This is a genomic window from Akkermansia sp. NBRC 115031 (assembly GCF_030268505.1).
In the GTDB taxonomy this organism is placed as follows: Bacteria; Verrucomicrobiota; Verrucomicrobiia; order Verrucomicrobiales; family Akkermansiaceae; genus Akkermansia; species Akkermansia massiliensis.
The window spans coordinates 144,290-159,018 of sequence record NZ_BSQU01000005.1; the positions used below are offsets into that span (position 1 = coordinate 144,290).

Below are 14,729 nucleotides of genomic sequence, written 5' to 3' on the forward strand. Positions count from 1 at the left end.
CTGTTCTGCTGCTCTTGTTGTTTTTTCTTTTCCTCTTCCAATTTCTTCTTTAATTCCTCCAACTGCTTGCGGTATTCGTCCAGAGATTTGTCGTAACGGAGCATTTCCTCCTTGTTGGCGGCCGCTCCTTCATGGGAGCCGTAGGCGGAGAGGGCGTCGTCAAAGCGCTTGACGGCTTCCTTGACGTGTTCTTTCGCCACGGGTATTTTTGCCAGGCGGGCGTCAATTTCCTTGATCTGGTCATCAATGGAAGAGGGCTGCGCCTGCGGTTGTTCCCCTTCCGGCCGGGAGAAGATCATGGTTTTACGGGCCTGGGCGGCTTCCAGGTTGCCAAGGTTGAAGTGGGAATCCGCCTGGAGGGAGGCTTTGGGAGAAAGGAGCGCCTGGGAGAATGCTTCCGCGGCTTCCTTGGGGTTGTCCGCTTTTTGTTCCAGGCAGCCTTTGGCGAATTCCAAGGCCTGGCGCGTTTCTTCCGCCAGGTCCGGAACGGCGAGCATTTCATCAATGGCCTTGACGGCTTCCTCTGTCTTTCCCGTCCGGATCAGGTCCGTGACGTTGTCCAGGGCGCTCGTGTCCGCGCGCGCTTCCGTGCCCAGCAGTCCAGCGCAGAGCAGGGTTGCGGCGGCCAGGGCGGTCATGCCGCGGCGTCCGGAACGGCGGAAGGAGCGCCAGCGGGTACCTGCCAGAAGAGTGAGGAGCAGGCAGATGAGGGCCGGAACGGCAAAGATGACGTAGCGGTCGTTCGGCACGCGGCGCACTTCCTCCCGGCCTTCCGTGATGTCCAGGCGGTCCGCGATGTCCCTGACGAAGTGGTTCAGCGCCGCTCCGTCGGAGAGCTGCACATACTGGCCGTCCGTCTGCCGGGCCAGGTATTGCAGGCTTTCCGGATTGAGCTTGGAGACGACATGCTGGCCGCGGCGGTCCCGGTACAGGCCGGAGGGGGATTGCTCATCCGGAATGGTGGTGCCGATGGTGGTGCCGATGCCCGCCGTTACGATGATGAGCTGGTGCTGCCTGGCGGCTTCCGCCGTCTTGTAAGTGATGTTGACGGTGTCTTCCCCGTCGCTGAGGATGACCAGGGCGTTTTTGGCGTCCGCCTCCTTGTCCCGCTTGAAGGTCTGGAGGGCCAGCCGGACGACGTTTTCCAGATTGGTGCCTCCCTGGGAGACCCAGCCGAATTGAAGCTGTTCGATGGTTTCCTTCAGCGCGTTGTGGTCATGGGTAAGGGGCATGAGCAGGACGGCGTCCCCGGAGAAGATGATGATGCCGAAGTTGTCCCCCGGCAGGGCGTCCAGCAGGTCGTAGGCGGCGGTTTTAGCCCTTCCCAGGCGGGTGGGGGAGGCGTCCTTGCTGAGCATGGAGCGGGAGCAGTCAATGGCGATGAGGATATTGCGCGATTTGGGAATCTCCTTTACCTCCGTGTAGCCGTCCACCGGACGCGCGATGGAGAGGATGGCGAAGATGGAAGCCAGCACGGCAAAGATGACGGGGAGCACCCGGTGCCAGGTGGCCGGAGCGTGAACCAGCTCCTGCCGGTATTCCGGGGAGACGAGCACTTCCCATTTTCTGGAACGGCGGCGCCACAGCCACCAGGCCGCCGCCGCGAGCAGGGCCGGGAGGATGAGCGCGTACAGAACGTTGGGATAAAGGAAGGTCATGGCGGGAAAGGGATGGTGTTACGGGGCGGGGGCCGGTTTGAGCACTTGCAGGGAGAGGCCCAGTAGCGTCAGCGCGGCGCCCGTTACGAGGAAGTACATGAAGTATTCTTCAATGTGGCGGACGGTCTGCACCTTGGCCTCGCTTTTTTCCAGCTTGCCGATGGAGGCGAACGCCTTGTTGAAGGAGGCCATGTTCGTGGCCCGGAAGTGCTCCCCGCCCGTGAGCTGGGCTATTTTCCGCAGGGTGGGTTCGTCAAATTCGCTTTGCACCACCATTCCGTTCGCCAGGGTGCCTTCTTCCGTGCCCACGGCGATGGTATAAATCTTGATGCCCAGCTTGGCCGCGTTTTCCGCCGCCACCAGCGGGGATATCTGGCCGGAGTTGGAGGCGCCGTCCGTCACCAGGATGATGATTTTGGATTTGGTGTCCTTGCGGTCGTCCAGCCGGGTGGCCGCCGCCGCAATGGCGGAGCCGATGGCCGTGCCGTCCGCCTGGATCATGCGAGGATGGAAGTCCCGGATGATGCCGTTGACCAGGGCGTGGTCCAGCGTGAGCGGACAGAAGGATTTGGTTTTCCCGGCAAAGCCCACGATGCCGATGCGGTCGTCCGGACGGCTGTCGACGAATTGGGTGATGACATGCTTGGCGGCCACCAGGCGGTTGATGGGCATGCGGTTGAGGACCATGTCCGGCGTCTCCATGGAGTAGGAGAGGTCAAAGGCGATCATGATGTCAATGCCGTTGACGGTGCGGAAGGTTTTATCCTCCACTTTTTGGGGGCGCGCCAGCGCGATGGCGAGGGCCGCCGCCGCCAGCACGAAGCAAATGGCCCCTATTTTTCCGGCCAGGGATTGGGGATTGCGCGCCAGGGAGGAGATGAAGCGAACGGTCGGGTAGGTGATGGAGCCTTCCGCCCCCCGCCTGCGGCGGAGGATAATGAGGCACAAGATGAAGGGAAGGACATAGAGCCATTCAGGTTGTGCGAATTGGAAGTGTTCCGTCATGGTGTGCTAGCGTTGGTTGGGGCGTGGGGAAGGTTTTTTGACGACGAGGTCCGTTTCCTCCTTCGTGCGGTGTGCGTCCGCTTCTATGTCGTTGATGAGTTGGACCGTGTCGTCCGCCAGTTCGTTGACCAGGGAGTCGTTTTCCGGAGTGTCCGGCTCATATTTCAGGGAGGCCATGCGGTCCAGCAGGTCGCGCGTGGGACCCTGGAGTTCCGAGGGGAGCGCGGTGAGCGCGTCCGCCCGGCGGTTGAATTCCTGCTGGGTTTCATACAGCGCCGGGTCTTTGGTTTCCCCCACCAGGTATTTCCGGAGGAGCAGGGAGAATTCCACGGCGGCCTGCCTGAGGGAGGGGTGGGTTTCCCGGAGCATCGTGATGTCCCGGATAGCGGTTTCCGCCGGGCTGAGCGGCGCGGCGGGGGTGCGCCCTTTCCTGCGGATGAGCACGATGACGGCTATGGCGACGGCCAGCAGGATGGAGGCGAGCATGATCCAGATGCCCCACGTATCCCAGAAGCCCGCTTGAAGGTAGGCGTCCGGGGACTGCGTTTCCATCAGCGTGGGGAAGGCCGGCGGTTCCGGAATGGCCGTGGGGGGAGTCTGGAAGGTGGCGGGTGCTGGCATGGCTGGCGGAGAAGGGTTTAGCGTGAGAATTTGCGGGACCTCCTGGTGAAGAGGGCCTGGAGGGGCGGCATGAAGTTGTCCGTGGTCTGGAGGTCCAGGAAATCGATGCCCAGGCGGCGGAAGTCCTGCGTCCATTTTTCACGGTGCAGGTGCACGACGTTGGCGTGGGCTTCCCGGACGTCCTGGCGGGCGAGGTTCAGGAACATGCTTTTGCCGGTTTCCGGGTCTTTCAGGATGACGCGCCCGGCGTCCGGAAGGTGCAGCTCCATCGGGTCCGCGATGCGGATGGGGATGAAGTCGTGCTTGAAGTTGAGCTGTCCCAGGGCGGCCTTGTTGTGCTCGCTCCAGAAGTCGCTGAGCATGATGACCATGACTGCCTTTTTCTGGGAAAGGACGAGCTGCCGGGCTACCTCCGCGATGCTTTGATCCGCCCCGTCGTTTTTACTGGCTACGATTTCACGGACGATGCGCAGGGTCTGCTTGATGCCCTTGGCCGGGGGAATGTAATGGGAGTGGCTGTTCCCGTAAATGAGAAGGCCGCACTTGTCCCCGCTCTGGGCCGCGCTGAAGGCGAGCACCGCGGCCACTTCCGCCGCATAGTCCAGCTTGGAAGCCCGGGCCGCGGAGGAGGCGTAGTGCATGGAGCCGCTGACGTCCACCGCCAGAATGACGGCCTGCTCCCGTTCCTCCCGGAAGCGACGCACGAAGGGGGAGTTCATCCTGGCCGTCACCTTCCAGTCAATGAAGCGGGGATCGTCTCCCGGCGTGTATTCCCGGAAGTCGTCAAAGTCCAGCCCCTGGCCGCGGAAGCCGGACTGGTATTGCCCGGCGAAGTTTTCCGTGGCCAGATGCCTGGCGCGCAGTTCAATGCGGCGCACGCGCTTGAGAATGTCTGAGGCTTTATCCATGAAGTGATCCTCCCTGTTTGAATTCAATCAGGTTCCGGTGAGGCGCCCCGCGGGGGCTGAAGGATAAGGGCGGACGGGGGAGCCGCCTCCTGCCGTCACGGCACGGGAACCTTCGTCAGGATGTGGTCGATGACGTCGTCCGTGGAGATGTTTTCCGCTTCCGCCTCATAGGAGAGAAGGATGCGGTGGCGCAGGATGTCATGGGCCAGGTCCTTGATGTCCTGCGGGGTGACGAAGGAGCGGTGGTGCATGAAGGCGTTGGCGCGGGCCGCCAGGGCCAGGTTGATGGTGGCGCGCGGGGATGCGCCCGCGCGGATGAGGCCGCGCAGTTTCACGTCCACCGTTTCCGGGAAGCGGGTGGCGCGCACCAGGTCCACGATGTAGCCGCGCACGGCGTCGTCAATGTAAATCTGGTTCACCAGGTCGCGGGAGGCCGCCACCTGTTCCGGCGTGGTGACCGGGGAGGTTTCCGGCGGCTTGGCGGAGCTGGCCATGAGGTCCAGCACCTGGAGTTCTTCTTCGCGCGTGGGGTAGGTGACCAGAACCTTGAAGAGGAAGCGGTCAAGCTGGGCTTCCGGAAGCTGGTAGGTGCCTTCCTGGTCAATGGGGTTCTGCGTGGCAAGCACCAGGAAGGGGTCCGGCAGGCGGTAGGTGGTTTCCCCCAGGGTTACCTGGCGTTCCTGCATGGCTTCCAGCAGGGCGGACTGGACCTTGGCCGGGGCGCGGTTGATTTCGTCCGCCAGGATGAGATTGGCGAAGATCGGGCCTTTCTTGGCAGTGAACTGCCTTTCCTCCGGATTATAGATCATGGTGCCCAGCAAGTCCGCCGGCAGAAGGTCCGGCGTGAACTGGATGCGGGCGAACTGCGCGTGCAGTGTGCCCGCCATGGCTTTTACGGAGAGCGTCTTGGCGAGGCCGGGCACGCCTTCCAGCAGGACGTGCCCCTTGCAGAGGAGGCTGAGGATCAACCTGTCCACCAGCGCCTGCTGGCCGATGACCACCTTGCCTACCTCCGTTCTGAGAGCAGAAATCCACGATGAGTTCGCGGCGATAATTTCGTTGAATTCTCGGGTGTCCATGATTCTTAATAGCGGGTGAGACAGTCTGCCGGGCGCTTGCGTTGAAAAATTCCGATTATTTCCCAAGGGCAAATCCGGTTTTCAAGAGAAGGTCTTCCCGGAAATGGGGGGCCGTCATCTGGAAGCCCACGGGGAGCTCCATGCCGCCTTCCTTCACGGTTCCGCAGGGGATGGACATGGCGGGCAGCCCGGCCAGGTTGGCGGGGATGGTGTAAATGTCCGCCAAGTAGGTCTGGAGGTGGTCCAGCGCGGAGTCTCCGATTTTAGGCGCGGGCGCGGGGGAGGTGGGGCCCACGATGATGTCCGCCCTGGAGAAGGCTTCCGCGAAGTCCCTGGCGACCAGGGAGCGGACCTTCTGCGCGCGGGAGTAGTAGGCGTCATAGTAGCCGGAACTGAGCACGTAGGTTCCCAGGATGATGCGGCGCTTGACTTCCGGGCCGAAGCCCTCTTCACGGGTGCGTGAGAAAAGCTCCATCAGGCCGTTGGCGTCTTCCGCCCGCTTGCCGTAGCGCACGCCGTCAAAGCGGGAGAGGTTGGAGGAGGCCTCCGCGCAGGCGATGATATAATAGGCGGCGACCACGGCGTCTGCGTGGGGAAGGCTGATTTCCACCAGTTCCGCGCCCAGGCTTTCCAGTTGCTTTACGGTGTTCTGCACGGCCTTGGAAATGCCCGGATGGTTGCCGGAGGTGAAATATTCCGCAGGAATGCCCACTTTCAGGCCCTTGACGTCACGGCCCAGCGCGGCCTCAAAGTCCGGCACGGGCTCGTCTGCGGACGTGGAATCCTTCGGGTCGTGCCCGGAGATGGCCTGGAGCAGGATGGCGGCGTCTTCCACCGTCCGGGTCATGGGGCCTATCTGGTCCAGGGAAGAGGCGAAGGCCACCAGCCCGTAGCGGGAAACGCGCCCGTAGGTGGGCTTGAGGCCCACGATGCCGCAGTGCCCGGCGGGTTGCCGGATGGAGCCGCCCGTATCCGAACCGAGCGCGGCGATGGCGGTGGCAGAGGCGACGGCGGCGGCGGAGCCGCTGGAAGAGCCGCCGGGGATGTGGTCCGGAGCGTTCGGGTTGCGCGTGACGCCGTAGGCGGAGTTTTCACCGCTGGCGCCCATGGCGAATTCATCCATGTTCGTCCGGCCCAGGGGAATGCCGCCCGCCGCCTTCAGCAGGCGGATGGAGGTGGCGTCATAGGGAGAAGCATAGGGGGCCAGCAGGCGGGAGGCGCAGCGCGTCGGCTGGCCCAGGACGTTGATATTGTCCTTCACGGCGATGGGGATGCCGGCCAGGGGGCTGGCGGTGTCCGCCGCGGCTGCGGCCCGGAGGGCGGCCTTGCGGTCAAAGGAGATATAGGCGTTGGTGGTCCGGTCCGCCTCAATGGCGTCCGCCGTCAGGTTGACTAGTTCGGCGGGGGAAAGTTCCTTGCGGCGCAGGCGGTCGCGCCACTGGGCCAGGGTGCCTTGAATGCTTGACATGGAAAGAAAGGGGTAAGAACGGTTGAAACGTGAAAGGGAAGAGGACCGGGAGGAGGTCAGGCGGATTCCACCACCTTGGGCGTGCGGAACTGCCCCTGGGACTGCTGGGGGGCGTTGGAAAGGGCTTCCTCCTGGGAAAGGCCGGGTTCCGGAACGTCCTTGCGCATTACGTCCATCGTGGGCAGGGGATGGTTCATGGGGGCGATGCCCGTGACGTCGTAGGATTCCAGCTTGGTGATGTAGGCCAGGACTTTGTCCAGGTCCTTGGAAAAGAGGGCGGCTTCTTCCTCTGTCAGGTCGATGCGCGCCAGTTTGGCAATGTAGGCTACGTCAATTTGGGGCGTGCTCATGATGGGAACGTGCGTAATATATAAGAGAAAGGGAGGGTGAGGCCTATTGCTGTTCCAGCAGGCGGACAATCCAGCAGAAGGAGGCGGCGATGGCGCAGACCAGCAGGCCCAGCAGCATGAAGTTTTCACGCAGCTCCCGCCTCATGTTGGTGGCGCGGCCGTCGCGGGCCACCACGGCGCGCAGGGCGCGGTTCTGGGTGCCTTCCCGCACGCGGTCCGGCGGGGGCATGGTATTGCGGTCCAGGCGCATGCGCGTTTGCTGGGCCGGACGTTTGAGAGAGGCTTCCAATTCCTGGATGCGGTTCTCAATTTCCCGTGAGGCGCGGTCCAGTTCTGCCAGTTCGGAGGAACGGCGTTTGGTCTTTCTTTTAATCATGATGCGGAGGGGCTGAAAATCCAGATGAAGAAGAGGATGATAAGGGCAATCAGGAGCAGGGGAAGGTGGAAGGAAAGGCCCTGGAGGAACTGAGTCATGAATTCGCGGGAGCTGATGCGCACTTTGCTGGAACGGCGCACTCCCGTAAGCACCTTGGTGTGCTGCATGCGGGCGCACTGCTGGACGGCGTCCGCGAATTCCTCCTCGCAGCGGTCGATGACCTGCTGGCCCTGGTTGATGAGGTTGTCCGTGTTTTCAATGGGCCATTCGTCCGGGCGCACGGTGCTGAGCATTTTCAGGCTCCGCGTCAGGGCCATGTGAATCTGCTCCAGCTCATTGCTTTCCTGGCGAAGGCTTTCCACCTCCCTGCCGATGAGGTCCGCGGCGTTGACCATGCGGTCGCCCAGTTCGTTCTGCTGGTCCATGAAGCGGGCCTTGCGCAGGTGGGTTTCCTCCAGGCGGCGGCGGGAGCTTTCCACCTCCTCCTTTTCCTTCCGCAGTTGTTCCAGTCGGAGCTGGGCCTGTTCCATGTCGGCATCCACCTGGTCGTCTTCCTGGGGATGGTAGCCGGGATCGGCATCCATGCGGCGGTATTGGGGATTGCTTGGTTTCATACGCGGTAAAAATGATGCGGCCGGTGTGCGGGATTGCAGCATTCCCGGCCGGTATGGCCGTGCCGGGGAATCCCTGCGCGTGTTATTATTTAACTTTCACAAAATAAATCAAGCCAAGAAGAAGGTAAAAAGTGATTTTTCAAGTATGTTTCCGGCGGGGAATGCCGGGGCTTTTTTTCTTCCGGAGCCGTGCGTCCGGACTGTCCTCCGGGCGGCATGGCGCCCCGCTTTCCCGCAAAGGTGGATGCCGTGCACTTTTTTTATGGTCAAGGGCATGGAATTGCTGGTATGTAAGAAACATGCAGTCTGACACGGTAGAATGTAAGCCGACCATGTGGTTTACCGGCAGGGCGGTTATCATGGCTCTCATGTTCCTGGGGTTCGGAGTGTATTTTTATTACGATGCTTCCACCGGGTATCCCCAGAAGAACCTGGAGTTTTTCATGCACAAGGCGTTTGTGGACGCGGGAGCCCTCTTTGACCGTGAGGTGAGCGGGAACGGGGCCTCCCCGCAGGACTGGGAGCGCACCGTCCTGGAGCGCACGGTTGAATTCCCGGAAGGGTACCAGGTCCCGTCCGGCGTGGACCGGGACGCGACGCCGTGGCCCGACGTTCTGGCGGATTACAGGCTGATGTCCGCCCCCGGCAAGGGCTGGAGCGCCGCGTGGCAATCCTATTCCGGAGAAAAGCGTTACCCCATCAAGCCGGTGGACCACCCGTATGACGCCTCCAAGATTTTTGAACAATGGGTGGCCGGAAGCATCTGCATGGTGCTGGCCCTGGTGGCGCTGTTTTTCCTGGTGAGGACGCGCGGCAGGAAAATGGCCCTGAAGGAAGGGCAGGTAACGGCTGCTGGCAGGGTCTTCCGCGTGGATGACATCGCCCGGCTGGACTTGCGCAGATGGAAGATGAAGGGGCTGGCTATTGCGACGCTGAACCCGGAATGCGGAGGGGACCGGATCAGGCTGGACGGCCTGACCTACGGCGGCTTCCGGAAGGAGGATTCCCCCAATAACGCGGAAGATTTCATGAAGGCCCTTCTTTCCCTTTACCGGGGTGAGGTAGTTGACTATGAAGAAGCTCCGGAGTCCGGCGGCACGCCTGCCCGGAAGGATGACGAGGATGCCGTATGAGCGAATCCCTTCCACCGGAAAAGAACGCCCGTGACCGCGCGTTCGGCATCGCCTGCTGGACGCTGGGCGCGCTGGCGTTCGTCCTGCTGCTGATGGTGGGCGTCTCCTTCAGCCTGACCGCCCGCACCGTGGTGGTGGAAAAAGTGGTGGAAACGCCCGTACCCGTTCCGGTGCAGCAAAATCCGGAAGGGCCGGCGGCTGTTGAAGAAGGGGACGAACCGGATACGGCAGGCATTGCGGCCGTTCCGGCGGGTTCTTCTGAAAAACCCCGTTCCGTGGAGGAAATGCTCCGGGCCGTCGATTTGTCGGATCCGGCGGGCGATCCGGTCCCTGCGGCAGTGGCAGCCCCAGTCCCGGGAGGGGAAGGCGTCTCCGGCCAGTCACCCCTGCCGGCTGAGAACCCGGCGGAAGCCATGCCGCCCATGACGGAGGAGGTGGCGGAGCTGGTCAAGGCGGCGCGGTATGCCCAGATTGACGGAGACCTTAAAGTAGCGGTGGTGAAGCTGGAGCAGGCCATGAGGCTGGAGCCGGACAACCCGGTGGTGCTTTATTACTACGGCCTCACCTATGAATGGCTGAGGAATGCGGATAAATCCCGGGAATTTTTTCTGAAAGTATACACCCAGCGGGAAAAGGCGGGGAAATACTTTGCGCGCGCGGCCCAGCACCTCCAGGCCGGTTTTTCCAGCCCTGCGGACCTGCGGGGCGATATGTCCTTCGGCACCATTCTGGAATACCGGGACCCGGAATGCCCCGCCGGAGAGCGCGTCAAGCTGATCGTACCCATCCTGATGAAGGATGGCCTGAACGTCAGGCCGGAGGACCTGCGCGTCATCGTCCAGTTCTTTGACAAGGTCAACGGCAAAAAGGTGGAAAAAACGCACGCTCCGGAACCCTCCTCGCGGTGCGTCACGGAACCTGCGGACTGGGCGGATGGAGAGGAAATCATGGAGGTGACCTACTATATGCCCCCCCTGACGGAGGAGGAGACGATCGCCTACGGAAGCCTCAAGTACTACGGCTACACCGCCAAATTGTACTACAAGGGTGAACCGATGGATTGCCATGCCTCCCCGCCTGTGCTATTTTTGCTGGAACAGATGAACCAGAGTTCCCCTTCCGGCATGCCTGAAATTTATGACGGCGGCCTGCTTCCCCCGGTGGAGGCGTCTCCGGTTTCCGACTCCTATGACTCCCTGCTGCCTCCCTGATGCCTGAATCGTCCATGTTCGACCTCCCCCACAACTTCGGCGACTATACGCTGGTGGCGTTCATTGGCCGCACGCGGGGGGGGATGCTCTACCAGGCCATCCAGCAGGGCATGGACCGCTCCGTGTTCCTGGAGCTGCTGGAGCCGGACAACCCGGAAGGCGTGGGCGTGGAGGATTTTCTGATGAAGGCCCGCACGCGCGCCGCCGTCAGCGCGCCGGTGCTGGGAACCGTCTATGAGGCATCCCAGGCCCAGGGGTACTGGTTCGTCACCAGCGAGCAACTAGGGGGGGCCTCCCTCCAGTCCATGCTGGACCGCGGGCAGACCCTGTCCATGAAGGACCTGCTGAAAGTGATTGAAACGGTCGGCGGCATGTGCGGCAGGTATGAACGCCTGCAAACCGCCTTCAACGTCATGGAGCCGCGCCACATCTTCCTGGATGACAAATCCGCCGTGCGGCTGATGAATACGGCCATGCCCGGCGACTTTCATGAAGAAATATCCCGTGCGCAGATGAAGCGCCTGGGGGCCGACCTGCTGCCCCTGGTGACGCCGGACGTGCCCGGAACCACCCGCATGCGCACCCTGCTGGAATGGATGCGGGAGGGCCAGAACGGCAAGCCGATGCAGTGGGACCAGGTCATGGAGCTGATTGCCGCGGTCCGCGAACAGCTGGGGCTTTCCCCTCGCGCCACCACGCACCGCTATACCGTTCCCGTGGAACCCCGCAGAAACTCCGGAAAATGGATGCTCTGGGCCGGAACGGGCCTGCTGGGCGCAGGAATAGCCGCGGCTGCCGTTTTTCTTTTATTCCCCCGGGAGGAAGCCTCCACGCCTGCTCCGCCCCCGGCGCCGAAACACTATCCGGATTTCTCCGCCAGCGACCATACGGAAGTCTGCGTGAACCTTCCCGGCGGCGGGGAACTGATCGTGGGGGCCCATGAAATTACCCTGGAATCCTACCGCCTGTTTCTGGACCAGTGGGCGCGCCTTACCCCGGAACTGAGGGAGGAATACTCCCATCCGGACCAGCCGGACAAGCAGACCGCCACCCATATCCCCGAGGACTGGGAAGCCATGTGGAAGGCGGCCTCCACTCCGGGAGGCAAATGGAAGGGCAGGAAAATAACGCCCCGCTCCCCCGTCGTCAACGTCACCTTCTGGGATGCCTGGGCATACGCGAGCTGGAAGCCCGTGGCCCCCGGAGAGCCGCGTTACCGCCTGCCCGCGCGCGGGGAATGGATGGCCCTGGGGAACATGCTGGAAACGGGTGAAAAGGGAGACAAGACCCTGGTGATTGACAGATACAGCAATGATTACGACTTAAAGACGGGCATTTGCGGCATGGCTTCCGGCGTGATGGAATGGACCTCTTCCATGGAAAAGGACCCCGCGCGCGTGAAGGAGCCGCCGGGCCCGGTGGCCTGCGGCGGGGACTGGAGGCAGCCCGGCATCACCAACCGGGTGGAATACCTGCGCTCCCGCGGTGAAAGCCGGGACAACCTAGGCTTCAGAATCGTGCGGGACGTCCGCTGACCTGTTTAAAAACACATACTCGACAAACCAATACCATGAAACACATCCTTGCAATGCTGCTGCTGGCCCTGATGGGGGCGTCCGGGGCCCTGGCCCAGATCTACGTGAAAGTAGTTCCGGAAAAGAAAACCTTCCTCAGCGGGGAGGCCATGTACATGAGGCTGACCATCACCAACAACTCCGGCGTGCCCGTGGAACTGAAAAGCCAGGAATATTCCTCCTGGCTGGACATCCATGTGGAGCACTCCACCGCGGGCGCGGAACTCCCCCAGTCCAAATTCGCCATGTTCCCTCCGCTCAAGGTGCCGGCCGGCATGAGCGTCTCCCGTAAAATTGACCTGCGGCACTTCTATGACCTGTCACGTGAGGGGAACTACCATGTGCAGGCCGTCGTGAAAATGCCCAACCAGAAGGACATGTTCGCCTCCCAGAAATCCCTGTTCGCCGTCCGGACGGGCACGCCCATGTGGTCCCAGACCGTAGCCATTCCCTCCAGCGCCAAGCGGTGCACCTTCTCCATCTGCACCATTGCCGTGCGCGGAATCCAGAAACTGTACGTGCAGACGAAGGACCCGGATACGGGCGTGGCCTACAATGCCGTATGCATCGGGGACTGGCTGGGCACCACCCGCCCGCAGTGCATGGTGGACGGCAAGGCGAACGTGCACGTCTTCTTCCCCACCACGCCCATGCTGGGCGCGTATTCCCGCATCAACTACCGCGGAACCATGGAAAAGCTCCAATACTACAAAAAGGTGATGGGCACCCCCTCCATGGTCTTTCTCCCGGACGGCAGCGTGCGCGTGACGGGAGCCGTCCATTATGACCCCACCGTGCAGCCCAAGACGGTGCCGGACGCCGCGGACGTTCCGGGCATGTAATCCGCCCGGTGTTGCCGGTTGTTGCGCGGGAGGAAAAACAAGAAAAATGGACGCCGGGCCGTTCCCTGCGCCGGAAAGGAGTGGAAGACGGTTCAGGAATCCCCCTGCGGCTTTCTTTCCGGCTGCGGCGCGTTTTTCAGGATGCGCTGCACGCTCTCCTGCACCACGCTGATGGGCAGGGCGTAATTTTCCGCCCGGTTCACTCTGGCGATGTTCATGCCGATGAGCTCCCCTTTCAGGTTGAGCAGCGGGCCGCCCATCAGCGTATGCCGGGAAGGGGTGTCATGCTGGAGGACCATCGGAAAATCATCCCTGCGTTTGCTGAAGCCCCCGCTGATCAGGTCGTTGGAATCCTCGGGAGCGTCTTCCCCCAGGGCCTGCCGCCGGGAGCCCAGCGTGATGGCGTAGGAAAGCTTTTTGCCCTTGCGCCTGACCTTCAGCGTCACTTTTTCCCCGATCTCCTTCTTGGACAGGATGGGGGAAACGGCTTCCAGCGTGGTGATGGGCGTGCCGTCCACCTCCAGAATCTCGTCTCCGGCCATGGCTCCCGCCTTGGCGGCGGGACCGTCCTTGACGACCTCCTGAATGGAGCAGGGGGTGCCGAACATCACGCCCATGTAGGCCGTGTCTCCGTTCGGGATGGGCCGCCGCGCCGCGCTGAGGGTGCCCAGCTGGGGGCGCCTGGAAGTGCGGGTGGTGGAGCCGTTGCTGACCACCATCATGCCCATGGCGGCCTCATTGCTGACGGGGCCGGGGGCGGGCAGGCTGGCGGCGTCCACCTTCACCACGGCAATGTCCGTGGCCGGGTCCGTGCCAATCTCCTTGAAATGGCCGTACTTGGAGGAACCTATCCGGACCACCAGGTTCTGGTGGGAGTGGAGTTCCGAGGCCTTGGTGGCGATGTAGCCGTCCGTACTCAGTACAATGCCGTAAATCACGACGTCATGGCCGGAAAAGAAAACCGCGCTCAAATCCTGGAGCCGTTCCCGGATGGGCTCAATGGTTTTCAGAACGGTTTTTCCGTTGATGCGCTGTTCAAAATCCAGGCTCCCGTTAAACCCTTCCGCCAGGGCGGAGGGAAGAAGGGAACAGGCCAGGGGCAGCAGGCAGGCGCAGGAGGAAAGTTTCATGACCATGGAGGGAAAAAGCTAGCCGTCCCGTTCCGGTGACGGAGGCAGGGGGGCCTTTCCGCTTGCGGGAGATTCCATCAGTGCGTCGAAATCCTTCATGGGAACGTGGAGATTGTCTTCAAGCCCGGAACCTACCCGGCTGTGAATGCCGATCAATTCCCCGTTCAGGTTGAAAAGAGGGCCGCCGGAATCCCCGCGGATCAGCTTGCAATCCGTCTGAATGACGCCGTGCTTGAGGGAAACCACCCTCCCCAGGCGCACCATCGGGCCGCGTTTCTGGTCCAGGCCGCCTCCGTGCCCCAGCGCGAACACCCAGTCCCCCACGCGGGGCAGTTTCTCCGCCTTCTCCACGCGGGGAAGGTTCTTGTTCAATTTGGTCGTGATTTCAGCCGTTCCGGCGTCCGAATCGCTGTTCTGCGCCGTGGTTTTTCCCGGCAGGCGGGTGCCGTCCGGCAGGATGATCTTGAGCACGGTTCCTTGTTTGTCAACGACATGGGCCGCTGAAAAAATCAGGCCTTTTTCCGAAACCAGAATGCCGGTGCCGCTGCCGTTGTTCACTTCAATGCAGACCAGGGCGGGGAGCACCCGGGGAAGCACCTGCTGGAGCTGGTGTTCAATCCGCTGGAGGTCCTCCACGGACTGCGGCGTGGTGGAAAGGATTCCGGCGCTGTCGGCGGACTGCGCCCGCGCCTGCGGAGCCAGCAGGGCCGCTCCGCAGAGAATGGCGGAAAAACAGGGTTTCCGGAAAGCCGTGTTCATG

Annotated in this window: 15 protein-coding genes; 4 read left to right on the forward strand and 11 right to left on the reverse strand. The window is 62.3% G+C overall.

From position 1 onward, the window contains the following. From QSJ36_RS08200 to QSJ36_RS08240, 9 genes are all read right to left on the reverse strand, one after another. Nucleotides 1-1,658 (reverse strand): VWA domain-containing protein (locus tag QSJ36_RS08200; RefSeq protein WP_285468126.1); only part of this gene is annotated, 1,658 nt, incomplete at its 3' end. Nucleotides 1,659-1,676: 18 nt separating this feature from the next. Continuing rightward, complete coding sequence (locus QSJ36_RS08205) at nt 1,677-2,663, reverse strand: VWA domain-containing protein (protein WP_022397163.1); 987 nt, start codon at nt 2,661-2,663, stop codon at nt 1,677-1,679. Nucleotides 2,664-2,669: 6 nt separating this feature from the next. Continuing rightward, nucleotides 2,670-3,284 carry a hypothetical protein gene (locus tag QSJ36_RS08210; RefSeq protein ID WP_022397162.1) on the reverse strand — a complete coding sequence of 205 codons (615 nt, stop codon included), beginning with the start codon at nt 3,282-3,284 and terminating at the stop codon, nt 2,670-2,672. A gap of 17 nt (nt 3,285-3,301) precedes the next feature. Further along, nucleotides 3,302-4,192, reverse strand: coding sequence for a DUF58 domain-containing protein (locus QSJ36_RS08215; protein ID WP_285468127.1), 891 nt, complete (start codon nt 4,190-4,192; stop codon nt 3,302-3,304). A 95-nt stretch (nt 4,193-4,287) separates the two neighbouring features. Continuing rightward, nucleotides 4,288-5,271, reverse strand: a complete 984-nt coding sequence (locus tag QSJ36_RS08220) for a MoxR family ATPase (protein ID WP_012420813.1) — start codon at nt 5,269-5,271, stop codon at nt 4,288-4,290. A gap of 55 nt (nt 5,272-5,326) precedes the next feature. Continuing rightward, the gene (gene gatA / locus QSJ36_RS08225) at nt 5,327-6,739 is read right to left on the reverse strand and encodes an Asp-tRNA(Asn)/Glu-tRNA(Gln) amidotransferase subunit GatA (protein ID WP_285468133.1); all 1,413 of its coding nucleotides are present in this window, start codon (nt 6,737-6,739) and stop codon (nt 5,327-5,329) included. A 56-nt stretch (nt 6,740-6,795) separates the two neighbouring features. Further along, a complete protein-coding gene (gatC, locus tag QSJ36_RS08230) occupies nt 6,796-7,089 on the reverse strand; it encodes an Asp-tRNA(Asn)/Glu-tRNA(Gln) amidotransferase subunit GatC (protein ID WP_022397159.1) in 294 nt (97 codons plus the stop codon). A 43-nt stretch (nt 7,090-7,132) separates the two neighbouring features. Then, entirely contained in the window at nt 7,133-7,465 is a 333-nt protein-coding gene (locus QSJ36_RS08235) for a hypothetical protein (RefSeq protein WP_022397158.1), read from the reverse strand. Further along, entirely contained in the window at nt 7,462-8,079 is a 618-nt protein-coding gene (locus QSJ36_RS08240; protein ID WP_102733284.1) for a hypothetical protein, read from the reverse strand. The genes QSJ36_RS08235 and QSJ36_RS08240 overlap by 4 nt, the downstream gene beginning before the upstream one ends. Nucleotides 8,080-8,438: 359 nt before the next feature. Here QSJ36_RS08240 and QSJ36_RS08245 point away from each other — a divergent pair, with 359 nt between their 5' ends. From QSJ36_RS08245 to QSJ36_RS08260, 4 genes are read left to right on the forward strand one after another with little or no spacing between them, the layout of a single operon-like run. Then, on the forward strand, nt 8,439-9,212 hold the full coding sequence (locus QSJ36_RS08245) for a hypothetical protein (protein WP_146017915.1): 774 nt from the start codon (nt 8,439-8,441) through the stop codon (nt 9,210-9,212). Further along, entirely contained in the window at nt 9,209-10,423 is a 1,215-nt protein-coding gene (locus QSJ36_RS08250; protein ID WP_285468135.1) for a hypothetical protein, read from the forward strand. The genes QSJ36_RS08245 and QSJ36_RS08250 overlap by 4 nt, the downstream gene beginning before the upstream one ends. A 14-nt stretch (nt 10,424-10,437) precedes the next feature. After that, the gene (locus tag QSJ36_RS08255) at nt 10,438-11,958 is read left to right on the forward strand and encodes an SUMF1/EgtB/PvdO family nonheme iron enzyme (protein WP_285468136.1); all 1,521 of its coding nucleotides are present in this window, start codon (nt 10,438-10,440) and stop codon (nt 11,956-11,958) included. A 35-nt stretch (nt 11,959-11,993) separates the two neighbouring features. Beyond that, nucleotides 11,994-12,839 (forward strand): hypothetical protein, encoded by an 846-nt coding sequence (locus QSJ36_RS08260; protein ID WP_022397153.1) that lies wholly within the window; start codon nt 11,994-11,996, stop codon nt 12,837-12,839. A 92-nt stretch (nt 12,840-12,931) separates the two neighbouring features. Here the strand turns inward: QSJ36_RS08260 and QSJ36_RS08265 are convergent, their stop codons facing one another. Further along, the gene (locus QSJ36_RS08265; RefSeq protein WP_215442662.1) at nt 12,932-13,975 is read right to left on the reverse strand and encodes a PDZ domain-containing protein; all 1,044 of its coding nucleotides are present in this window, start codon (nt 13,973-13,975) and stop codon (nt 12,932-12,934) included. A gap of 12 nt (nt 13,976-13,987) precedes the next feature. Continuing rightward, complete coding sequence (locus QSJ36_RS08270; RefSeq protein WP_102729260.1) at nt 13,988-14,728, reverse strand: serine protease; 741 nt, start codon at nt 14,726-14,728, stop codon at nt 13,988-13,990. Between the last annotated feature and the right edge of the window lies 1 nt (nt 14,729).